This is a genomic window from Paenibacillus sp. IITD108, from assembly GCF_036541265.1.
Lineage (GTDB): Bacteria > Bacillota > Bacilli > Paenibacillales > Paenibacillaceae > Pristimantibacillus.
In genome coordinates this window covers 52684-77938 of the sequence record NZ_JAZHCT010000026.1, presented here as the reverse complement: position 1 = coordinate 77938, position 25255 = coordinate 52684, and the positions used below count along the sequence as shown (strand labels likewise).

The 25255-nt window shown below is 45.7% G+C and carries 12 protein-coding genes and 2 pseudogenes; 9 read left to right on the top strand and 5 right to left on the bottom strand.

From position 1 onward, the window contains the following. Positions 1-171 precede the first annotated feature (171 nt). Positions 172-422, top strand: a pseudogene (locus V1L65_RS20690) (Gfo/Idh/MocA family protein); the annotation flags it as partial. A gap of 617 nt (positions 423-1039) precedes the next feature. Here the strand turns inward: V1L65_RS20690 and V1L65_RS20685 are convergent. After that, complete coding sequence (locus V1L65_RS20685) at positions 1040-1654, bottom strand: hypothetical protein (RefSeq protein WP_331701150.1); 615 nt, start codon at positions 1652-1654, stop codon at positions 1040-1042. Between the two features lie 341 nt (positions 1655-1995). On the opposite strand from V1L65_RS20685, the gene V1L65_RS20680 reads away from it, so the two are divergent. From V1L65_RS20680 to rlmD, 3 genes are all read left to right on the top strand, one after another. Beyond that, positions 1996-2286: a YerC/YecD family TrpR-related protein gene (locus V1L65_RS20680; protein WP_331701149.1), complete on the top strand. Its 291-nt coding sequence runs from the start codon at positions 1996-1998 to the stop codon at positions 2284-2286. Positions 2287-2448: 162 nt separating this feature from the next. After that, positions 2449-3357: a diacylglycerol kinase gene (locus V1L65_RS20675; protein ID WP_331701161.1), complete on the top strand. Its 909-nt coding sequence runs from the start codon at positions 2449-2451 to the stop codon at positions 3355-3357. A 107-nt stretch (positions 3358-3464) separates the two neighbouring features. Then, positions 3465-5240 (top strand): 23S rRNA (uracil(1939)-C(5))-methyltransferase RlmD, encoded by a 1776-nt coding sequence (gene rlmD / locus V1L65_RS20670; RefSeq protein WP_331701148.1) that lies wholly within the window; start codon positions 3465-3467, stop codon positions 5238-5240. A gap of 207 nt (positions 5241-5447) precedes the next feature. On the opposite strand, the gene V1L65_RS20665 is transcribed toward rlmD, so the two are convergent. The 3 genes and pseudogenes from V1L65_RS20665 to V1L65_RS20655 all read right to left on the bottom strand — a co-directional run. Then, positions 5448-5693: a retropepsin-like aspartic protease gene (locus V1L65_RS20665; protein ID WP_331701147.1), complete on the bottom strand. Its 246-nt coding sequence runs from the start codon at positions 5691-5693 to the stop codon at positions 5448-5450. A gap of 1 nt (position 5694) precedes the next feature. Further along, positions 5695-5937, bottom strand: a complete 243-nt coding sequence (locus tag V1L65_RS20660; protein WP_331701146.1) for a hypothetical protein — start codon at positions 5935-5937, stop codon at positions 5695-5697. Positions 5938-6394: 457 nt separating this feature from the next. After that, a pseudogene (locus V1L65_RS20655) lies at positions 6395-6529 on the bottom strand (hypothetical protein); the annotation flags it as partial. A 309-nt stretch (positions 6530-6838) separates the two neighbouring features. Here V1L65_RS20655 and V1L65_RS20650 point away from each other — a divergent pair. From V1L65_RS20650 to V1L65_RS28780, 3 genes are all read left to right on the top strand, one after another. Next, positions 6839-15406: a family 10 glycosylhydrolase gene (locus V1L65_RS20650; RefSeq protein ID WP_331701145.1), complete on the top strand. Its 8568-nt coding sequence runs from the start codon at positions 6839-6841 to the stop codon at positions 15404-15406. A gap of 374 nt (positions 15407-15780) precedes the next feature. Continuing rightward, positions 15781-15975 (top strand): VOC family protein, encoded by a 195-nt coding sequence (locus V1L65_RS20645; protein WP_331701144.1) that lies wholly within the window; start codon positions 15781-15783, stop codon positions 15973-15975. 38 nt (positions 15976-16013) lie between these two features. Further along, entirely contained in the window at positions 16014-16166 is a 153-nt protein-coding gene (locus tag V1L65_RS28780; RefSeq protein ID WP_442955709.1) for a VOC family protein, read from the top strand. A 46-nt stretch (positions 16167-16212) separates the two neighbouring features. Here the strand turns inward: V1L65_RS28780 and V1L65_RS20640 are convergent, their stop codons facing one another. Next, complete coding sequence (locus tag V1L65_RS20640) at positions 16213-19803, bottom strand: Npt1/Npt2 family nucleotide transporter (RefSeq protein ID WP_331701143.1); 3591 nt, start codon at positions 19801-19803, stop codon at positions 16213-16215. Between the two features lie 279 nt (positions 19804-20082). Here V1L65_RS20640 and V1L65_RS20635 point away from each other — a divergent pair, with 279 nt between their 5' ends. Then, positions 20083-20655, top strand: coding sequence for a TetR/AcrR family transcriptional regulator (locus tag V1L65_RS20635; RefSeq protein WP_331701142.1), 573 nt, complete (start codon positions 20083-20085; stop codon positions 20653-20655). After that, positions 20652-25001, top strand: a complete 4350-nt coding sequence (locus V1L65_RS20630) for a chitobiase/beta-hexosaminidase C-terminal domain-containing protein (protein WP_331701141.1) — start codon at positions 20652-20654, stop codon at positions 24999-25001. The genes V1L65_RS20635 and V1L65_RS20630 overlap by 4 nt, the downstream gene beginning before the upstream one ends. The last annotated feature ends 254 nt before the right edge of the window (positions 25002-25255 follow it).

Sequence of the window (25255 nt, the reverse complement as noted above, 5' to 3'; positions counted from 1 at the left end):
CAGTTCAGAAACAATTTGAATAAATGGTAAAAACAAGGAACATTCCTATAATTATTGTATCATGTATTTTTATGGTATGTTCCTCAAAAAGTTTGAGGTTGTCCCCTCAAACTTTTTGAGGAAAAACCTATTGATATATTGATGAAAATAGTGTAAAGGAAAAATTTTCTAAGATACCTTATTCTTGGGACAGAGGGTTATATCGAGCTGCGCAAATATATTGATATTGGCCGTGATACTCAGGACGGCCATGTGGCTAATCATGAGGGAGAACATCATATTAAAACTGTCTGCAATATTGGCTATCCCTACTTTGGGCAGCTTATCCTTGATTGCATCAATCGCACAAGCATGCGATGACGCAGGAGCATGCCTTCAAGGCGGTGGAGCTATGCCTTACCGCGCAGCGCGATGCGCGCTGAATAGAGCCCGACTCTGTTACCACTAGCTGGTAAAGAGTAGGCAAAACAAATGCCGCTTAGGAACCATTTGGTCCTAGCGGCATTTTTTATTTGCTTAACTTTCGAGGATCCCTAACATGGCTTCCTCAAAAGAACGGTTAAGCGATGCATCATCTCCTAACTAGAAAAGTAGATAACGATCAGGCTCCGCATCATCTCCTAACTTCAATAGTAGGTAACGATTACGTTTTGCATCATCCCCTAACAATAATAGTGGACAACGATCAGGTTCTGCATCATCTCCTAACATTAGTAGTAGACAATGATCAAGCACAGCAGCCTCTCTAAACATCAAGAGCATATACGGCTAAGTTCGGCATCCTCTTCTAGCCTTAGGAGGCTTCAACAACAATCGGATTCTGCAAAAGTGCAGGATATTTTTGAAATGAACATGGATTGAAGGGGAATTCTGCAAATATGCAGGATTATTCTTCATTTTTGACTAAAAAGTGGGTTAATGTTCATATATCCTGCACAATCGCATTATTTTGCTAAAATGTCGGCGAAACAGGGTAAAGAAGATGTATTATCGCAGGAATTTTCTTCGCAACAACAACTCCCAGTACCATCTGCTCGTATTAGCGCGGTCTGCGCGAGGCAGGCCGATTTCGTCTTCTTCTTGCACCGTTAGAGGAGGAGCTGCCGCTGTTGTTGGGCCTGCGCCGTCTTCTAGGGCGTGAAGAGCTGCTGCTTTGCTGCGAGGAGCTAGATTTATTTTTGCTGCCAAAGGAACCAAAAAACACTTTGACAAGCGGTGCCATTTGCGAAACGCTGCTCACGATTTTTTGCGCTTTCGTAACCGTAGTTAATATACCGTCCAGTCCGCCCATCCGATCGACAAAGCCTTTAATTTCAGTTAGATTCGTAAGCTTTGACAGGTTCAACCCGCCTAACAGTCCGCCTCCTGAAGGCTTTGGCTGATGTTGTACGGGCAGTTGTGCAGGAGGCTGCGGCGGATAGGCTGGCAGCATGCTCTGATGCTCTATCGGATGCTGATCATGCTGTCTGCGCACAGTTGTGCTGGATTGCGTCGGAGCCTGTTGGTATATGATATGATCATTGGACATAGCTGATGAAGTGCTTCTATGCATCGCAGGTTGGTTCATTTCACTGAGCATAGGTCTGCGCGGAGTATTAGGCAGAGTTTCACGGTTGCCGACACCGAGCTGATTGGAATGATTCAAACGGATCACAACCCTTTTTTTAATAGTCTATGGCACAGAGTGCAGCTTCGATTGGACGATTGTCACGATTTTTAATAAATAAATAGTTAAATGCCGTTATAAAATGGTGCAGCTGTACCTTCTCAGTTGATAATAAGCATACAAGCTGATAGCAGCAGGGTAACAAATATGTTATGCTTCAATAAATTTATGAATCAACAGAGATGTTAGCAACAACAAATATTTATGATGAATCACAGTTCGAATTCTGTTCTTCTGCTCGGTAAAGCGTGAATACGGTAATGTTTGAAATTAGCTTAAAAAACCAGTACAATATAAACAATAAGGCTGTACTAGGGGAGTGAGTTCAAATGCAATTAAAAAAGCTTAACGATAAAGCGGTTGATCAGCTTTTTGAAGCGATACTTACATTAAAGTCCGTTGAGGAATGTTACATATTTTTTGATGATTTGTGTACCGTAAATGAGATACAATCTTTATCACAGCGTCTGGAAGTGGCCCGCATGCTTGGAAAAGGCAACACCTACAACCAGATCGAGGCTGAGACCGGTGCAAGCACGGCAACCATATCTCGCGTGAAGCGCTGTTTGAATTATGGCAACGATGGGTATAAAATGGCTTTAGACCGTATTGAGAAATAAAGAAGACATAATAAGGTAACAGCTGCCTGTCTTGTTCGCTCATTCGTGGGTGAAGGACAGGTTTTTTTAGAAAGTATAAATAAATAGATGTGTGTTAAGACCAATGGTTGCAATGGAAAAATGGTATGCTGGTTTTATATACAAGGAGGAGTCGCGATGAGTATTAAACGGGCAAGGCTGATCTATAATCCCTCTTCGGGTAGAGAGGAAATGAGAAAGCGGCTCCCGGATATTTTGCAAAAGCTTGATCGTGGCGGTATTGAAGTGAGCTGTTATGCTACATCTGGTGAAGGTGACGCTACACTCGCAGCTTCTGAGGCGGTAGAACGCGGCTATGATATGATTATTGCTGCAGGCGGCGATGGTACATTATATGAGGTCATTAACGGAATCGCTAATAAAGAAAACCGGCCTCCGCTAGGCATTTTGCCAGTGGGAACGACTAATGACTTTGCAAGAGCAATGGGTATCCCGAAAAATTGGGAGTATGCCTGCGATCTTATTATTTCGCAATATACGAAGGCAATTGATGTTGGTATGGCCAATGATCGTTACTTTATTAATATAGCCGGCGGCGGCTCGTTGACAGAGCTCACCTATGATGTGCCAAGCAAGCTGAAAACGATGGTGGGACAGCTCGCCTATTATATGAAAGGGATGGAGAAGATGACGCGGCTTCGTCCTACGGAATTGATCATTGAAGCGGAAGGCATTGGAAAATTTCATGATGAGTTTATGATGTTTCTAATCTGCAACAGCAACTCTGTAGGCGGCTTTGAGCGGTTGGCTCCAGATTCCTTGCTAGATGATGGACTTCTGGATGTATTGCTGATCAGCAAGTGCAATTTGGCAGAGTTTATTAGACTTGTTACATTAGCGCTGCGCGGCGAGCATCTGAACGATCCACATGTTATTCATTTCAGAACGCGTGAGATGAAGGTGACAACACCAGATTACGTACAAATTAACTTAGACGGAGAGTACGGCGGACTTCTGCCATGTACCTTCTCGGTGCTGCCGTCTCATTTGCAAATTTTCGCAGACGAGATGGGCGTGTCGACTTATCGGTAAAGTAAAACAATATGTAAAGCCGAATCGATACATGAAAAATAACGACAGCCTTCGATAATATGAAATTGATTCATTGATGCTTCAATAAAGCAGAGCGGAGATTCATTATGAACAACAGAAATAAGCGTGGTAAAGCTGCTAAAAACAGCAGAAAGCCGGATACGGAAAAAAACATAAATATTACCCAAAGCAAATCAAGCGGTAATGCGAAATCGGACAAAGGGCAGCCAAATAAGCAGGGCAGAAGCAAGCACAGCTTCAAGCAAAACGGAAGCAAAAATCAGACTGCCCAGCACCAATTTGCTGACCGAAACGGTGACGAAAATCAAATTAGCCGGAATCAGACCGCTAAGTCCAAAAGTGGCCAAAATAAGCCTGTTCGGATTCATGGACGTCAAGGAAATCGACGAGCCGAGGGTGCTTCCAGCCGTAAAGGAAACGGAATACCGGAAGGCTTAGAGACAAATGTGACAATTGATATTATCGATTTGACACATGAAGGCCTTGGGGTAGGCAGGCATGAAGGCTTTACCTTGTTCGTACATGGCGCGCTGCCAGGAGAGCGTGTTCGTGCCCGTATTACGCATGCGAAGAAGCAGTATGGTTATGCTGAATTAGAAGAAATCATAACGGCTAGCCCGGAGCGGATAAGCCCTCATTGTCAATTGTTTGACCAGTGCGGCGGCTGCCAGCTGCAGCATTTGAGCTATGATGCGCAATTGGCGTGGAAGCGGCGGCATGTCATTGATAATTTGGTGCGGATTGGAAAGCTGGAGGTTGCGGGAGCAGGTCATACAGAGACGAATGCTAATCGCGCGGATTCACATACTGGCCATCATGAGGGTATCGTTGTGCATCCAACGATTGGCATGCAGGAGCCATGGCGCTATCGGAATAAGGCGGCTGTTCCTGTAGGTCAGGATGAGCAATCAGGCGAGCTGATTGCAGGGTTTTATGCCCGCGGCAGCCATCGTATTATTGATATGGACGATTGCTTGATTCAGGATTCTCGCAACGATGAAGCTGTTCGAATCGTCAAACGCTTAGGGCGAGAGTTTGGCATTTTACCGTACAACGAGAAGTCAGGTCAGGGACTGCTGCGCCATGTCATGGTTCGAACGGGTGTCGTAACAGAAGAAATGATGATCGTACTCGTAACTAACGGTCGCAAGCTTCCACATGTATCCGAATGGATCGAACGTATCCGTGCAGAGCTGCCTGAAGTGCAAAGTATCGTGCAAAATATTAATGAGCGCAATACTAATGTCATATTTGGCGATGAAACTATTACGCTATGGGGCAGCGATGTCATTTATGATGAGCTGGACGGCGTTCGATTTGCTATATCTGCACGCTCCTTCTACCAAGTCAATCCGATTCAAACTGTAGCCCTGTACCGTAAAGCAGTCGAGTATGCTGGTTTAACAGGCTCAGAGAAAGTCATCGATGCTTATTGTGGCATTGGAACAATATCCTTGTTCTTGGCCCGCTATGCCAAGCATGTGTATGGGGTAGAGATTGTACCTGAAGCTATAGAGGATGCCAAGCGCAATGCAGCGCTGAACAATATCAACAATGCCACCTTTGAAGCGGGGCCTGCTGAGGTCGTTATTCCTCGCTGGCGCAAGGAAGGCATCGAAGCTGATATCATCGTTGTCGATCCGCCGCGCAAGGGCTGCGATCAAGAGCTGCTGGATACGATTATTGCTATGAAGCCAGAGCGAGTCGTATACGTGAGCTGCAACCCTTCGACGCTGGCACGTGATTTGCGTGTGCTGGAGGATGGAGGATTTAAGACGGTGGAAGTGACGCCGGTGGATATGTTTCCACATACAACACATATTGAGAACGTCTGTCAGTTGATTTATAAGGGCTTAGAGTAAGTGCTTAGGGGAGTTGGGGAAGATATGGGGACGCGAGCTAATTCGCGTCCCCATTTCAAATATTATTTGGTGTTTGCTGGATACATTTGCATCCGATGGAGATCGATAATCATGTTGCCAGTTTTAAGAATATCCAAACCAATCAGTCGTTTATGCTGCTTATATCGTCATGGAAGACGCCAAAGTCTAACGAGATATCATGTAGGATTAAATCGCCAGCTGGATTTGATTAACCTGCTTACGGAATGAATACTCATCGCCACCAATTCCGATGCTTCGAACCAATCTATCTCCGTTTTCAAATTTGATGCCGATCTCTGATACGACATCGGAGGAAAGTAGGGAGTGTGCCGCGCCAGTATCAATCACTAAGTTATCTATTGTTAGTGAACGGTCTTTATAGCAAATTGTGATGGAGGCTTGAAGTAAGTTATCGACTAATTCTATCAGCATCTTATCGATTCCTGTATAGAGGATTTTTTCTAAGCTCTATAGCTATTTTTTCTTGGCCTGTATGATAGACGATGTTGTTATCTCTGCATTTTAACAGTTCCTTGGTTGCTTCATCTGGATCTTGAATTGCTTTGATCAAAGCTACCTCGTCTACGTATTGCGTGCAATCTTCTGTATGAGAATTTAGGATTTCGAGAAGCACATATTGATCGGGGTAAATATTACGAACCTCTTGCCATTGCATAGGATAACACCTCGCTAACGCTTATTTTCTCTTTTTAATTATACCATAGTCTTGGTAGTTAAAGAGTGTGGAGTATGGTTCATCTTATTATTGCCTAGTAGACAAAATGGACTCGAACTTATCAGCAGCAGCTTAATCAGCAGAACGGAGGGCGAATCCATAGGTGTTCATTGTTACTTGAATATTCACTCTTGATTGAGTTAGTAATGCAGTCCATACCCGTATCGATGTAGGTTAACACATCATTCATTCCCGCTTTTTCAAACGTCTGTTTCAGTAAGCCCATGTCGAATGTGTTTTTCCCAAATATAAACTTTTGATATCAGCAAACAAAAGACACCCTAGAGCACTTCAATCCTCACTCTTAGGTGTCTTTATTTTGCACGGTATGCAAAATGTAGGCAATCCGGGTTTCTCCGAGGAGAAACCCTTACCCCACACGGCTCTGCAGCCTATCTTACATCATGCCGCCCAAATCAGGCATGCCTGCAGAACCTTTATCTTTTTCCAGTTTGTTTACAATTACCGCTTCGGTTATCAGGAACACAGCCGCAACGGATGCCGCGTTCTGCAGGGTAGAGCAAGTTGTCTTGTAGTTTTATGTCGAAATAAAGTTTCATAATAATATATGTTTGTGAAATTTATTGACGAAACATTCGAATTTGTATAATATTCAGATAAGATCCGTTGTGCGATTTTAAGCTGTCGAAGTTAAGATCTTGTGAAACAGAAAGAAAACAGGAGAAAAAAATTACTTTATAGGGAGGGATGGGGAAAGAAATAAGGCGAATCTATTCAGTGGGCTTGGAGCGAAATACTAAAATTAATATAAGGGGCAGTGAAAATGAATCGTTTATCTGCGCGTTGTAAAGCAATATGCAGCAGGATGCTTATAGTTTTAATGCTAACATCCATGTTACCTGCTATTCACGTTTCAGCGGCGGGGATTACTCCTCCAGATTCAGATGCATGGACACCATATCAAAAGTACTTAAACTCAGATGTTTCCAAGAAGGAAGATATGCGTGCGACCTGGATTGTAACCGTTTACAACTCGGACTGGCCATCCTCAGCATCGTTATCTATTACTGATCCTGCAGCGAGGGTGGAAAAGCAAAAGCAAGAACTAAGTAATATCTTGGATGCGGCAGTTGCCAGCAATCTGAATGCAGTTATGTTTCAGGTTCGCTCATCTTCCGATGCGCTTTATAAATCTGATCTGGTTCCCTGGTCAGTAGTTATGACAGGGACACCAGGCGGTGATCCAGGCTTTGACCCGCTTGAATATGCAATAGAGGAAGCGCACAAGCGCGGAATAGAGCTGCACGCATGGTTTAATCCCTATCGTGCTGCAACTGCGGTAAATGATGCCATGGTTGCTCAACTCAAGGCACTGCCAAAGAGTATTTTCAACACTCATTTTGATTGGATTAAAAAAGCCTATGATGGTGTGTACGTAGTAGATCCAGGTATACCTGAAGCACAAGCATGGATAGTGGATAGCGTTATGGAAGTTGTTAATAATTATGATATTGACGGCGTTCATTTCGATGACTATTTCTACCATGAGGGCAAAGCCTATGATTATGATGACACTGCCACATTTGAAAAGTATAAGGGCGGCTTTACAGACAGAGGCGATTGGCGAAGAAATAATACGTACAAGCTTATCAGCGATCTTTCCCAAAAAATTCGTTCAGCAAAACCCTGGATACAGTTTGGAATAAGCCCTGCTGGCATGTGGGCCAATATTAAAGACGGGCATGTTAACGGTTCTCCAACTGCCGGAGGCGGACCAAACTATGATAGGAGCTTTGCAGATACATTAAGATGGGGGAACGAAGGGCTGATTGACTACCTGACCCCACAGGTTTACTGGCCATTTGGCCGTGATGTGGCTCCCTACGGTGTAATAGCAACATGGTGGGCAGATCACCTTACAAATCCCAATACAAAGCTTTATATGGGTATGGGATTGTATAGGGTAAATGATACAACCAATCCAACTGAAACAGGATTTTTAGATCCCTATGCCAAAGAAGAGATTATCAGGGAGATACAGCTCAATACAAACTATATAAGTGAAATTACAGGTCGCGGGATCGATGGTTCATTCCTATACCAGGGCAGCAATATAGTTCCAGGTTCAAGAATTTATAAAAAGGAAGCTGTAGAAGAGGGAGTAAGAACGGCTTGGGCGAATAAGGCTATAGCTCCAAAATCAGCCTGGAAGAGCAGCGTTGCTCCAGCTATGCCCACAAACGTTACTGCCGAGGCTGTAGATGGCGTTACACAAGTTACGTGGACATCTAATGATGAAACAGGCAGCACCGCATATTATGCGATTTATAGATTTGCACAGGATGAAAATGTTGATACATCAGATTCAACAAAAATAATTGCAGTTGTTGGTAAAACTGTTGATAGTGACGGTAAAGATATAACAAGTTATACCGATACAGCTGTATCAGATCCAAGTAAGGTACAGTATGTAGTCACTGCACTTGACCGCCTCCAGAACGAGAGCTCGCCAAATGCACCGGCACCGGTTAGTGCAATCGATGCGAACATTACTACTGCAGTCGGTACAGCCCCGGTTCTTCCGGTATCCGTAAAGGTTAATATGACATCAGGTACTCCGGCTAATATGATGGTAAAGTGGGACAAGATAACTGATCCTAATCTTTATTCCGCTGCTGGAAATAGCTTTAAAGTAACCGGAACAGTTATTCATACTAACGGAACACTAACAGAAATGACTGCAACAGCACATGTTTCAGTTGTTGCACCGGCTATAAAATATATTAATCCTGTTATTGTAAGAACAGAACAAAATACGGCTCCGGTATTTCCAGCTGCCGTAGATGTAATATATACAGATCATACCGTTTCGTCACTTCCAGTTACATGGGAAACACCGAATCCTGAAGATTATAGAAACGCCGCACCTTTCAATGAATACAGAAATCCAAGTGTGAAAGGCATACAGGGAACAGTTGATGGAACAAATCTAAAAGCAGAAGGCAATTATATCGTATATCCGGCAGTTAACTTATATGCACCCATAGCTGTTAATACTCGGGTGGGAATACCTCCAATACTTCCCCCTAGCGTTAATGCCACATACACTGACGGTACAAGCTCAAGTGTAGCCGTAGTCTGGGAGGATATTCCGGCAGCAAACTACGCTAGTATTAATACCTTTACCGTACAGGGAACAGTTGAAGGTGCCGCAATGAAGGTAGAAGCTGCAGTAACTGTTGAAAGCGCTGTAAACATAGTAAGCATTGATCCGGTATATGTGAAGACAGGTATCGGCGTAGCACCAAAGCTTCCAAATACCGTTAAGGTGACCTATGATGATGATACAAGTGACACTGTTTTAGTAACCTGGCCAAGTGTGGATCCGGCTGTTGACTGCTTAACAACACACAGATTTACGGTTACAGGGACAATAAACGGTACATCCACTACTGTTACAGCTACAGTTGAAGTTGCTGCAGTTATAGTGCTGGACGACTTTGAAAATGGGGTTGTTAACGGTAGTGCTGCCCAAAGCTTGATTAAATGGACAGGCGACAGTGTCAGCAGCTCACCACCAACTTTGTCCTATGATACCGCTATAAAGCATAGTGGAAACAGTTCTTTGAAGGTTGACTATAAGTTATCCAAAGTTGCAGGTACTGCAAGCGCCTATGTTCGTCCCAACCAAGGTACGGGCATTGTGTTTAAACCCGGGGAAGTACCGCAAAAGATAGGTTTCTGGGTATATGGAAATAATGTTACAACTTTTGCTCTAAGGGCAGAATTCCGTTCAGGAATTACTACTGGTTCCACAAATACAAATCAAAATATTTCTAATACGCTGAACTTTACTGGATGGAAGTACCTGGAGTACACGGTGGCTCCCTCCTATCAAACTACGGGCCTTACTATAACACTTATGCCAGGTATTATTGCCACATCAGCCAATGATAAGGTGGACAGCACAATTTATATAGATGATCTTGTGGCTGTTTATGGAAGTGAAACAAAGGATTCAGCAGAAATAAGTGAGGCAATTGCAGCTGCGCAAAGCCTTTATGACAGCACAACTGCCGGTACAGGCAACGGGCAGTATCCTTTATCAGAGCGCATGGGGCTTAATGCTGCTATTGATGCTGCAGTTAGTGTGATGAACAATCCGGCAGCCGTTATGGCAGATCTTTATAGTGCTACCGACTTGCTTAACTCAGCAGTGGATGCCTATATGGCTGCACAGATTGTAAGCGAGCGACACCAGATCATAGAGGATTATGAAGACCATGGCAGCGGAAAGAGCATGGTTGACTGGGTTAATAATGATGGAAGCACTAAGCCCGTTATTTCATATAATAATGATCCCGATTATGTGAAAAACGGAAATAGATCATTTAAGATTGATTATAATTTTGCGGGAACTAGCGGGACAGCCAGTGCTTATGTCAAAGGTGCATCCTACCCTAACCCAAAATTGAAGTTTACCGGAGACCATACACCAAACAAAATAGGTTTTTGGCTTTATGGTAATGATGAGAAGATTTCCAGCTTACGTGCAGAAATAAGAAAGGCAGACGGTACTTCACCCACTACTGCCAATTTCTTACCAGCCAATTCAGTGATGAAATCAGGCTGGAATTTTGTAACCTATGATGTACCACAAGCAACTTTTAATGCATCAACTGGCCTTTTACTAAACATTATGCCTGGATTAGTTGAAACCTCTGATAAGGGCAGAGTAAACAGTACGATCTACATTGACGACCTTACTGCAATATATAATGTTACTCCGGCTGCAACATTAAATAAAACAGCACTGATAGGAGCTATTGCAACTGCAAAATCCCTGCTTCTTGGTGCAGTGGAAGGGACACAGGGAGGTCAGTACCCTATAGGCTCCATAGCTATTTTGAATGATACTCTCATTGCTGCACAATCTTTGGTAAGCAGCACAGTACAGTCAGATATTGATCGTGCAGCAGAAACATTAAATGCTGCAGTTAATACCTTTAAAACATCACAAATTCCGCTAATAGATTTACAGGGTTTAAAAGCTGCGATAGATGCCGCAGAGGCAAAGCATGATATTGCAGTTGAAGGTGCTTTGCCAGGACAATATCAAAGCGGAGCCAAGGCAGCGCTGCAAGCTGCGATAGATGCAGCAAACACAGTATATAACCATGCAGGTGCAACACAAGGAGAGGTTGAGGCGGCAAAAACTGCATTAGCACAAGCTGTTGCTGATTTTGATGGAAAGGTGGTTCCACCTTTAGTGACAATTGATTTAGAGGCTGCAATAGCAAAGGCTAAAGCTCTGCATGATGGAGCGGCTGCAGGAACAGAACCCGGACAATATCCACAACAATCAATTGATGATATGGCATCGGCCATAACAGCTGCAACAACGGCTAAAGCTGATGCAGAAACCCAGACAGATATTGATCGTATATTAAACGATCTAAATGCTGCAATTAAAGCTTTTGAGGATGCTATGGTTCCATTAAATGTTGATAAAACTGAACTAAATAAGGCTATAGCAGATGCACAGGCCAAGGTTAATTCAACAGTAGTAGGGACACTTGGCGGACAGTATCCACAAAATGCAAAAACTGCTGTTACAACCGCAATTGCAGCAGCACAAGCAGTTTTAGGCGATATTCATGCTGAGCAGGATACTATTGATGCTGCTGTAGCCGCATTAAATACAGAAGTAGCAAAATATTTTGCAGCACGAATAGCAGCTCCATGGGATAAGTATAATGTTCCAGAGGAAACACCGGTAAACAAACGTGAGATGCGTGCTGCCTGGATAAGCACTGTTGTTAATATTGACTGGCCATCCACGGACTCATGGAAGATTGAAGATACACAAGCTCGTGCGGCGGCGCAAAAAGCAGACCTTGTCAAAATTCTTGATGATCTTGCAGAAACAGGCGCCAACGCAGTAATGTTCCAGGTAAGGCCGACATCAGATGCATTTTATAAATCAGAGCTTGCACCATGGTCATACTGGCTGACAGGAAAACAGGATGTTGATCCGGGATTTGACCCGCTGCAGTTCGCAATTGAAGAAGCACACAAGAGAAATCTCGAACTGCATGCGTGGGCTAACCCATACCGCGTTTCCATGCCGGCGGCATTTTATAAGGACGAATCAGGAAAGCCTTTAGCGGACTTAAAGGCAGTTGGAGATATGCTCAGCAAGGTGCCTGATAGTATCTATGCCAAGCATCCGGAATGGATAAAGGTTGGCACAAGCCGCTATGTCCTTGACCCAGGAATTCCTGAGGCAGCGAAATATGTTGAAGACGCCGTTATGGAAATTGTTGAGAATTACGATATAGACGGAATACACTTTGACGATTATTTCTATGTTGGCAGCAATGGCGGTTTTGATACCGGGTATAGTGATCAGAGCACATATGATACCTATGCTGACAAAACTGAGTTTCCGAAAATTGAGGATTGGCGCAGAAATAACACCTATACACTGGTTAAAAATCTGCATAATAGAATAAACGCAGCAAAGCCGTGGGTTAAATTTGGGATTAGCCCGGCAGGTGTATGGGGCAACATTAAAGACGGACATCCGGATGGTTCTAACACTTCGGCCGGAATACCAAACTATGACCGTGCTTATGCAGATACTAAGAAGTGGGTTTTAGAAGAAATAATCGACTATATAACCCCACAGGTGTACTGGACATTTAGTAATTCAGCTGCAGGGTATGGAATTGTTACATCATGGTGGTCTGACTTGCTTAAAAACAACCCTGATGTACAAACACAGCTGTATATTGGTGTAGGTTTGTACTGGCTAGATCCTGCCGAAGGAACTACTGATAGATATTGGAATACCCCGGGTGTTGGGGATCAGGAAATTGCACGCCAGCTTAGGTTTAATGCTGCAAACCCGAATATAGACGGTACTATGATTTTTACGTATAACTCATTTAAAGTTAATTCTCCTAACGCTATTTCTGCTGCATCGCTGATTAAGAATGACTTATGGGCTAACAAAGCCCTGATGCCGGCAATGCCGTGGAAAGGTGGAGTAGCACCTGAAGCTCCGGTATTAGTAAGTGCAGCATTTGAAGACGGAAGCCATACAATTAGCTGGCAGGATAATGATGAAAATACAGCATACTATGCCGTTTATCGTTTTGAAGATAATGAGGCTGTTGACATTAACAATCCTGTTAAATTGATTGCTAAAGTACGTAAGACTGAGACAGGTCTGCAAAGCTATACTGATAATACAGGAAAACCAACAAGTAAGTATGTTGTGACTGCATTAAACAGGCTGAGCGATGAGAGTCTTCCGTCAAATGAAAGCACTCAGATACAAGAAATTGATACATCTGCATTAGACAGTGAAATAGCAGCAGCTGTGGAACTAATGGATAATGCTGAGGTTGGTACAGAAGCTGGGCAGTATCCGAAAAGTGCAAAGGATGCCTTGGAAGCTGCAATAACAGCTGCATCAACCGCCAAAGTGGAAGCAAAGACCCAGGAAGAGATTGATCGTGCAATTGAAGACTTGAAAGCTGCGGTAGAAAGCTTTAAGGCTGCACAAATACCGGATCCGAATGTTAAAGTCGAAGAAGTGAGCCTTGATAAAGAAACGCTTCAATTAAACGTTGGCGATGTTTTCCAACTTAAGGCGACTATCACTCCATCAGGAGCAGCTAATAAGAATGTAACATGGACATCAAGCGATGATGGAATTGCAGCAATTGATAACACCGGTAAGGTTACAGCAATAGCAGAGGGTACAGCTGTTATCACAGTGACAACTGAGGATGGAAATAAAACGGCAACCTCTGTTGTAACTGTAAGCAAACCATCAGAGACAATTGATACAACTGAATTGGACAGCGAAATAGCAGCAGCTGAGGAACTAATGGATAATGCTGAGGTTGGTACAGAACCGGGACAGTATCCGCAAGAGGCTATAGAGGCCTTAACTGCTGCAGTAACAATCGCATCAGCTGTAAAGATTAATGCAAAGACCCAGGAAGAGATTGATCGTGCAGTGGAAGACTTGAAAGCCGCAGTAGAAAGCTTTAAGGCTGCACAAATACCGGATCCGAATGTTGAAGTCGAGGAAGTGAGCCTTGATAAAGAAACACTTCAATTAAATGTTGGAGATGTTTTCCAATTGAAGGCGACCATCACTCCATCAGATGCAGCTAATAAGAATGTAACATGGACATCAAGCAATGATGGAATTGCAGCAATTGATAACACCGGTAAGGTCACAGCAATAGCAGAGGGTACAGCTGTTATCACAGTGACGACTGAGGATGGACATAAAACAGCAACCGCTGTTGTAACTGTAAGCAAACCATCAGAGACAATTGATACAACTGAATTGGATAATCAAATACAAATAGCTGCAGATTTAAGAGACACGGCAAGAATTGGTACAAATCCCGGGCAGTATCCGCAAAGTGCAAAGGATGCCTTGGAAGCTGCAATAGCAGCTGCATCAACTGCCAAAGTGGACGCAAAGACCCAGGAAGACATCGATAGTGCAGTGAAAGGCTTGAAAGCCGCAGTAGAAAGCTTTAAGGCTGCAAAAATACCGGTACCTCCAGTGATATATGTTCCGATACATGTTACAGGTGTAAGTCTCGATAAGCAGACATTGGAACTGAATATTGGTGATGAATCTCAGCTGACAGCAGCTATTAGCCCAAGTAATGCTGACATTAGGCAGGTGACATGGAAATCCAGCAACGAAAATGTTGCAATTGTTGATAGTGCAGGCAGAGTTGTAGCAAAAGGCAGTGGCACAGCAATAATCACAGTAACAACCACAGATGGAAATATGACTGCAACTTGCGTTGTAAATGTAAGTGCTCCGGTAACCGAAGAAGAGGAAACTAAGCCTGAAGAGAATGTTGAAGTCAAATTTAGCGACATTCTAGGCCACTGGGCGGAAGCAAGTATTAAACTTGCAGCAGCTAAGGGCATTATCAGCGGCTATGCTGACGGCACATTCAAGCCGAAGAGCGAGGTTACCCGCGCCGAGTTTGCAGTCATGCTGGCTCGTATGCTGAACTTGCAAGGAAACGGAGCCGAGCTGGTGTTTAACGATAAGGCAGCCATCGGCTCGTGGGCGACACAAGGCATCGCTCAAGCTGTGCAAGCTGGAATCGTGAAGGGCTACTCCGATGGCAGCTTCAGACCGAACGCGAAGATCAGCCGCGTCGAGATGGTGACGATGATCGTGAATGCGCTTGGTTTCGCCGACAACTCCAAGGCAACAACTGGATTTGCGGATGACGCCGAGATCCCAGCATGGGCTAGAGCGGCAGTTGCAGCGGCAGCTGAGAACGGGCTCGTTCAAGGCGTTGGCGGCAACAAGTTCGCTCCGAATCAAACGGCAACAAGAGCCGAGTCGGTGGTCGTTCTGCTTAGAGCGCTAGAGTTCGCAAGTAAATAAAGCTGAAATCGATCAGTAAAACCAGGCCCCCGGCAATTAAGCCGGGGCTTGGTGATCTCTCAATGAAGCTCAGTTCATCAATAGCAGTAAGGGTCAAAGGCAAGGCAATGGTGCTACACAACGAGAGCTCTGTGATGAAGAAAAGAGGTTGTCCGTGAGGATTAGCCTCTTTTCGTATTTTTTAGAAACACGACATCTTCTTCGAGAGATATCTCTTCCTTACTCAAGGCATGCAGCATCGAATAGAATATCTCTTTTGAGCATCCACAGTGTAGCAGGTTTGTAAAAAATCAAAAAGAGGGAAAAACCTATATACATCGAATGAGTATAAGTACTGAATTGTAATAATGATTAAGGTCAGGGGGAAATTAGAAATGGAGTTAACCCATACTCGCTTGCTAGTGGATTGCTTTAAGGAATGTTTTATTTTTTACCGGGATGTAATGGGATTTGAACCCATTTGGGGAACAGAAGAGGGCAGATATGCCGATTTTAATACAGGTAATACCACACTCGCACTTTATGATAGAAAATCCATGGCTAATGCGATCGACTGTTCTATTCAGTAAACGATCATTTTAATGATCGGGCAGTAATTGTCTTTCAGGTGAATGATGTAGACAAGGCATTTCTTGAACTGAAGGAGAAAGTCAACTTTATATCGGAGCCGATTTCTAGACAATATGGGATAAGAAGCGTTAATTTCAGAGATCCCGCAGGAAACTTAATCGAGTTGTATCACGAAATTCCAATAGAATAAAAGGTTGTGCAGACAATGGAAGTTTCAAATTACAGGATGGCAGCATTTAAGCTGCCATTCCCTTCAGCCGTTCTTCCAAGAGACGGATCATGCTGCGCAGTACGTCGATATTTTGAAAACATAACGAAAATACTTGGTCGCGCTGCAACTGGAGCAGCACTGTAGCGGTTGCAGCTGTACAGTTGGCGGAGCGGGGGGCGCTGTCAATGATCGCCATCTCGCCAAAGCAGTCTCCCTCTCCAAGAGACGCCAGCGTTGCGCCTCCAACATGAACTGTTACACTGCCTTCAATAATGCCGTACAATGTATCGCCATAATCGCCTTCCAGACAAATATCCTCGCCAGCCTCATAGCGAACCTCGTCGACCATTTGTGCCAGCCGGACGATATCATCCTCCGCCAGATAAGCGAATATTTCCACTTTGCGCAAAATAAGAATGCGCCGAAGCAAAGAGTCATCCTCTTCCGTCACTACACCAAGCATATCGCTGCCCGACTCTATTGCTGTCGCAGTTTGCAATTCCGGTATCTGCGATTCCGATATGGTGTGCTGCGCAGTTGTATGTTGCCGTGCAAGTGCTTTGCGCAGACGGGCAGACAGTTGGCGCATCATCTCAATGGCGATATCCGAACGATCAAACATCACTTCGTAGAACGTTTCTGAATCCAGTCGCCACAATACGGTATTTGTTACAGCCAATGCGTCAGCTGTATGATTATGGTGGACAAGCAGGCCTAACTGACCAAATGCTTCGCCCGGCTGTCTCTCTGCAAGCCGAACGCCTTCGTGATAGATGCCGACTCGACCTTCCGCAACAAGGAATAACATATTGACTTCATCCGTTTCGCGGAAAATATATTCGCCAGCTGACACTTCAAATATCTCCAGTTTTTCTGCTAATACCGATAAGTCCCGACTTGATAGTTTTTGGAATAACGAATAGCTTCGCAGAATATCAATTTGCTTCATAAGTGCTTGAAGTCCGTCGGAAGCGAGCGGATCAGCTGCATAGGCGATTAGTCGATTCAGCCATCGGTCACCTAATGTTTCTAGCCAGCGCAGCTGTCCGGCAATTTGTTCAGCCGTTCGCGCCGCCCGTAGCTCGGGGTCTCCGTCATTCATCAGCTTAACCATATGCAAGCGCAGTTGACCACGCACAAGCTGATCAATCAGCTCCATCGCATTGGCTTGTTTGCGGGCATCTCCTCCCGACCAGTTGGCATATACGGCTCGAATCGTTGCGGCATCATGTATGAGTGACAGCAGATGGAAAATGCGTCGAACGGTCTCTTTGCGATGCTTTATCACAAGTTCTGTTATTTCTTCATAACCGGGCACAGACAATAAGCCCTCGGTATGGTTGCCAAGCCCCCAATACAGGTTCAGCTCTAGTACAATCAGTCCTTCGACAATGCTGTTATATTTGTGATTCGCATGAACATGGCGCTGCAGTCTGACGAGCGACTCTGTCATGGCGTTTCGCATCTCAATACAAGAGCCGCCGTACAAAGAAAGCAGCTTATCAAAAGCGGGAGCTGCCGCCATACGTTCAAATACCTTGGGCAGATGCAGCAGCGGCTGCTCTTGATGAAAATAAGGCTCCAACAGTGCAACAGCTTGCTCAGGCTTGCCGGACGCGAGCGTCTCGATCGCGTCTTTGCGCACTTCTCCGCGTTGAAGCAACGGTACAACGTAAGGAACCAGCTCCGGCGCACGCAGCTGTCCGGCCGAGCGAATTGCCTGATGAAGCACCTGCGGCGAGTCGTCTTGCAGCAGCGGAATGAGCGGCTTGTGAAATTCACGAATCCCGATGAGTCCGAATAGCTCTGCCACTGCTGCCCGTTCCGCTACATGCCGGCTGTCAAGCAATGGCTTCAGTACGCTGACTGCACGGAACATGCCTTCAATGCCATAATATTTGATCAGTCCGGCAATTGCGGCAGTTTTCATCACTAGACGTTCCGATTCCAGTTGTCCGGTAATCAGCTCCAGATGTCGCTCATCGCCGTATGCGGCAAGTGCCATTAAAGCGTGCGCGGAAATATCGGTGTCGCCATGATCCATCAGTGCATACAGTTCGTTTTCCATATTTGCAGGTTTTGTACTGGCGATAATATCGAGTGTGCTAATGACAACTTCTTGTGCGCGGTGGCGGAGCAGACCGGGCAAGTATGGTTCCAGATCGAATCCCTCCAACTCGTGCAGTGTACGCAGCGCATAGAGCGCTTGCCGCTGGTCTGCTCCTGTCAACGCCGAAAGCAGCAGCTTCATGCTGGCTGGATGGATAAAGTCCAGCTCCATGCCGTCAAACCGCCGCTCACTGCTCTCCAGTGTAGAAAGCAGTGTCTCGACATAGGCGCCGCGCAGCGTAATCGCCGATCCGATGCTTATGACGAGCAGACCGACAATAATGTAGCCAAGCTGCTGCGCGGTAAGCAGCGGCGAGAGGAAGATCAGCGCTATGGCTGCCGCGCCTTTGGCTCCGTTGCGCGCCGTTCCATCGAGAAAACCTTTTGCTTGCGAGCGCCACTTGGGCGGCACCGGCAGCATAATGAGCTGGTTGACCGAAGAATTGATCGTATCGCCAACCACTTTGTCGCTGCCCTTCACCAGTACGACCATCGCCAGCACTGGCAACGCCAATACCCCGATACTTCCAGCCAGCAGCACAACGGGAAAGACGAGCAATGCCGTCATCACTCCGAATTTGGTCAGTACTTTGCCTGCCACAAAAAACTGCACCGCCAGCGCCAGCAACCCGGTCATACCGTAGAAAGTACCCATAAAACCGGCAAGTGCATCGTTTTGCAGTTCGTCTTTTAATATAACTTTGAATTGATAATCGATTAGTGTAAGCGCCAGCGTCATGGCAGCCAGCATAATCGCGACATGCATCAGATGGGGAACGGACTGAAACAATCCCTTGCTCTTTGCTTTGCCGCTGGAACTGGTCGCTGCGTTTTTACGGGGCGTTGCAGGCTGAATCGTTGTTTCTTCCGTGCCAAATACAGCCTCCGGATTGCCGCTCATTCGGACGAGCAGGAGTACCGCCAGAAATGCCGCCAGTTGAAGTGCGCCATAGAAGAAGATAAGATTAGCTGTCCCGACCGCTGCTACTACAACCTTTATCCCGAAGCCGCTTATAATGCTGCCCACGAGCCCGCCGCTGCCCACTATTCCAATTGTTCGCTTGGCTTTGCGTTGATCGAGCACGAACGAAGTGAACTGCCAAAAGCAGACGATCATTAGAAAATTAAACACATCATAAAGCACGTATATGATCGGCAATATCCAATCCAACTGCCATGATACGCCAAGAGCTGATACAAATACGAGCAAGGAAATTGCAGGAATAAGCCGCAAAATCAGTTTGTCCATTCGTACACGCGGACCGTATTTTTGGAAGATAAGCCCTGTCACAATCAGTGCCGCCGCCTGCGGCAAGTACATTTTGGAGAGCAGTGAGGAGTCGAAGCGAGATAGCAACAAAGCATCCGCCGCTGTGCGTCCGACTACCGAAGCTGACACTACACAGAACAAGTAGGTGAACAGCATCCACACCTTGCGATACTCTATCCGGTCAAGTCCATCTCCGCCCAGCCCCGACTTTATTTTCCCAATCATATTTCCCAGCATATTTTTGCCCCCGACTTGTCATTAGCTGCACGTGATCTTTACACATTTTTTACAAAGTATATCTGAATTTCTGTATGGCTTACAATAACTACTTCGAAAGTTTTTTTGGAACTCGTTGTTATGCTGAGTTGCTGCAGGATACTAAAGTCAACAATTAACGTAAAACTGTCGGTGGCGTTTTTGTATTGTAGGGATTAAGGTGCTTTTCAAATAAGTTACTTTATAGTAATGTTATTCTATAGTAAGTTATTTGAAAGGAGACTGGATATGTCAGCCTTGATGAAGGACAAAGGAAAAGCGAGTAAAGCTCGGTTGCTTGCAGTAGCTGTATCTGAGTTTGCCAGAAGGGGATATCATGACGTTAGAATCAGCGATATTGTTGCCGTAGCCGGTCTTACTCAGCCTGCATTCTATCTCTATTTTCCTAGCAAAGAAGCGATATTTTTAGAAATAACGGAAATCTTTCATAATCGTGTGAAGGCATTAGTTGATAGCAGTTTGCTTGAACCAGAAAGAGAGATAGGGGAAGTTAGCGAGAATATCAAAACAAATTTAAAAGTGCTTTTTGATTTTTTAGCGGCTGACCCCGAATTAACGAGAATTGGATTATTCATCGATCCTAACAGGACACAAGTTAAAGCGAGTATGGTTCAAATGATTACAAGGAATCTGGTCAAAGAACAGCAGGCGGGTTATTTTAGAAGCGACTTGGAAATGGAATTTGCAGCTGAATGTTTAGTAAGCATGATTGAACGGCTTGCGGATACACGGTTATTGCCGGGTTTAAGTGATGCGGATCGCTTGGCGGCCCAGGTCGCCGATTTATTGTTAAAAGGGATGATGAAGGAATGAGTGAATCTCATTTCAAAATTAACTATTTTATGAAAGGATGTAAGGAACTCATTATGATGAGGCTCATGCGATTCGTTTTCTTTAGTGCGCTGCTTTTTTTTACTGTTCTATTGGCTGGACATGAAGTTTATGCAAGCGAAGCGGATTATAATTGGATTGAAAACACAGACGGAACGGTCACGATTACGAAATATAAAGTGTACAAGGATAATAATCATGTGGTGGTTCCGGATCAACTGGGTGGTAAAATAGTATCAGAAATTGGAAATAAGGCTTTTGATAATGCTCATATTATTGGAGTAACGCTACCAGACACTGTTACTAGCATAGGGGAATGGGCTTTTGCACGATGCTACAATCTTCAAACGGTAAAACTGCCAAGCGGATTAATTTCAATAGGCAACTATGCTTTTGATACCAATCAGATCAGTCATATTGATTTGCCTGATAGCTTGCAAGATATTGGTTTTTCGGCATTTAACAATAATAAACTAACAAGCTTGTCACTGCCTGACGGAATTAAAAGTATTGGTCAGTTTGCATTTTATAAAAATAACATTACTGCCATATCCATTCCGGATAGTATCACCAAATTAAACCAGTATGTATTTGGTTACAACCAATTAACTTCGATAACGATTCCGAAAAGCGTGACCCTAGTAGATGACTATGCATTTACGGGCAATCTGCAGTTATCAGAAGTAAGGGTTCTTTCAAGTAAAACCGCTTTGTACTTTGTACCCTTCCCGGATGTCGGATCCCAATTAACGATTTATGGACATGCACACTCGTCTGCTCAAATGCTTGTGCTATACAATTCGAAATACAAAGGCTATAATTTTGTGCCGTTTAAAAATCGTGTTGTTTACAATGGAAATGACGATACGGGTGGGAGCGTTCCCGTCGATAATAATTTGTATGAGAGATGGGAACGGGCAACGGTGTTAGGGAATACAGGATTGTTGACAAAGCCGGGATATCGTTTCGACGGATGGAATACGGCTTCTGATGGCAGCGGCGAAGATTACGCGGTTAATAGTAAAGTCAGCATCCAGGAAGAAGATCTCATCTTGTTTGCCAAATGGGTACCGGACAATGCTAAAACGCCCGCTGTTACCGACGCTTTTACCGCAGAAAATAGACAGAGCGCAAGCGGATTGGTCATCACGCCAGATCCGGCAGATCCCGTCGATGTGATGTACTATAAGATCAGCGCAATTGTTGGAGGAACGTTGTACAAGCATGATGGTACGACACAAGTCACGAATGGAGATTTTATAACCGTTGCGGAAGGTGGAGCCGGCTTAAAGTTTACACCTGAGGCCCGTGCAAACTCTGCCGCTGGCGATACGTTTTCTTTTCAAGTACAGGCTGCACCGAAGGCAGACGGGACGCTCCTAAGCAATCCAGTCACGGCCTCCATCCATGTAACCGACGTGAATGATGCGCCGGTTGCAACTGATGATACGTTACCGAAAGTTATGAAAGGTGCAGGCAAAATCATTATTGAATTTGCAGATTTACTCATGAATGATTCCGCGGGTCCCGCTAACGAATCCTTTCAATCCTTAACCATTGTTGCTGTTGGGAACGCTGTTGGCGGAACCGTTGAAATCATAAACGGGCATATAGAGTTCGATCTGGATCCGGCATTTGTCGGGACAGCAAAGTTTTCTTATACCGTACAGGATGATGGCAAGACAGACGGAGTCGACGACTTTAAGACCGCTGATGCGGCAGTCAGCTTTGAGGTGGAAGATAAAGCTGCTATACCGCTAGCCAATCCAGCGGGTGGTGCAGTTATATCCGGCACGAAGATCACCTTAACATCGGCGACAGAAGGAGCGTTGATCTACTACACCACGGATGGCACTACGCCAACGAACGCTAGTACACTGTATACGGGACCGATTGAAATCACGGGTACGATGACGCTCAAGGCTGTGGCCACGAAACTGTGGATGCTCGACAGTGAAGTGCTGACGGAGCAGTACACGATCTTGCCTCTGGAGCAGGTCGTCAAGCCGCTAGCCACCCCAGCGAGCGGTGCAGTTTTATCCGGCACGAAGGTTACCTTGACGTCAGCGACGGACGGAGCCGTGATCTACTACACCACGGATGGCACTGCGCCCACAAGCGCTAGCACGCTGTATAAGGGACCAATTGAAATCACGGATGGAATGATGCTCAAGGCCATAGCCGCGAAGCCGGGTATGCGCGACAGCGAAGTGCTGACGGAGCAATATACGCTCTTGCCTCTGGAGCAAGTGGCCAAACCACTAGCCAATCCAGCGAGCAGTGCAGTTGTATCCGGCACGAAGGTCTCCTTGACATCAACGACGGACGGAGCCGTGATCTACTACACCACGGACGGCACTACGCCAACGAGCGCCAGCACGTCGTATACAGGACCGATTGAAATTACGGGTGCGATGACGCTCAGGGCTATGGCTGTGAAACCGGGTATGCTCGACAGCGAAGTGCTGACGGAGCAGTACACGCTCTTGCCTTTGGAGCAGGTCGTCAAGCCGCTAGCCACCCCAGCGGGCGGAGAGGTTGTATCTGGAACGAAGGTCACCTTAACGTCGACGACAGATGGCGCAGTAATCTACTACACTACAGATGGCACTACGCCAACAAGTGCTAGTACGCTGTATACGGGAGCGATTGAAATCACGAGCGCAATGACGCTCAAGGCTATAGCCGCGAAGCCGGGTATGCTTGACAGCGAAGTGCTGACGGAGCAATATACGATCTTGCCTTTGGAACAAGTGGCCAAACCGCTAGCTAATCCAGCAGGCGGAGCGGTTGCATCTGGAACGGAGGTCACCTTAACGTCGTCAACAGAAGGCGCAATGATCTATTACACCACGGATGGCACTATACCAACGAGCGCTAGCACGCTGTATACGAAAGCGATCGAAATTACGGGTGCGATGATGCTCAAGGCTGTGGCTGTGAAATCGGGTATGCTCGACAGCGAAGTGCTGACGGAGCAGTACACAGTTGTACCGATAGCGGCTCCCACGATCCAGACTGTAACAGCGGGCGATGGTTTTGTGACATTGAATTGGACGGCTGTGGCAGCAACAGATACTGTAACCTACACGGTGTACAAAGTTGCAGGATCAGCTGCTCCGATAAATCCGAACGAGTGGGTTCCTGTTCAAACGAATGTAATGGGGACAACGTTCACCGCCACTGGCTTAACGAACGGAACGAGCTATACGTTTGCGGTTAAGGCTTTCGTTGCAGGAAACGACAGTGACTTCTCCAATGTGGCAACAGCGACCCCGCGAACATCTGGGGGGAACGGTGGTTCTGGTGGTGGAGGTGGCAGGGGTGCTAGCACCCCCAACCATGTGACTTCAACTAACGGCATTATCGCCATTCCGGTTGGAAGCTCCGGAAAAGTTAGTCTGGACGGCGAGATCATAATTGATATCCCTGACGGGGCAGCAGAACAAGAACTGCGCATTACGATTGAAAAGCTGAGCGACACGTCCGACTTTTTGACAGACCAGGGAACATTCCGGAGCCACGTATACGAGGTCTTGAAAAATTTCAGCGGCAACTTCAAGAAGCCGGTCACACTTTCCATCAAGTTCGATCCAATCAAAGTCGGCCAAAACGACAAAGTCGCCATCTTCTACTATGACGAGAACAAGAAAACGTGGATGGAAGTCGGCGGCATGATTGACTGCGAATGGATCACGGTCGAGGTTGACCATTTTACTAAATTTGCCGTTCTGGCGGTTACTGAGAATATGGATGGTGACGGAGAAACACCGAAACAGCCCTCTCTATCATTCACAGATATTGCTGGTCACTGGAGTGAGGACTTCATCATTCGCGCGGTAGCTCAAAAACTGGTGAGCGGTTATCCGGACGGTACTTTCAAACCGAACAACCCGGTTACCCGTGCTGAATTTACGGTCATGTTGGCAGGAGCGCTGAAACTGGACGGAACGGGTAAGGCGCTTCCCTTCAAGGACCGGGATAAGATCGGCGCCTGGGCCAAACGAGCGGTTGCACTCGCTGTACAGGAAGAGATCGTCAGTGGGTACGAGGACGGCAGCTTCCGGCCGGATGCGCGGATTACCCGCACGGAGATGGCGTTGATGATTGCCAAAGCGCTAAAGCTGTCTCTTGAGTACGATGTGCCAACCGGCTTCGCCGATAACAGAGACATTCCGAAATGGGCGAAAGGCGCAGTGGAAGCGATTCGCAAGCTTGGCATTGTCAGCGGCCGAGGAAACAACTATTTCACACCAAACGATACGGCTACGCGGGCGGAAGCGGTCGTCATGCTGCTCAGAATGTTGGAATACAAAGATAATCGATAGGTTCCCCCTTTTTTGTCGTTATTTCAGAAAGAAACGAGGTAATTTATGCGGGGAATGGCAAAGGGGCAGACGCTTCTCAAGTCGACACATGCGGAGTGCTGTGTGTCGCTTGTAAGAGAATAGCATTCAAGAGCCGCATTTACCTGCTTGAAAGCCCAAACGTTGCATGCGTTCGGGCTTTTATATTTGGAAGTGCAAGTCGAGTAAGCCAGATGAGAGGTTGAAGCCAACCGTTTTGGCGGAAGGGGCTATTC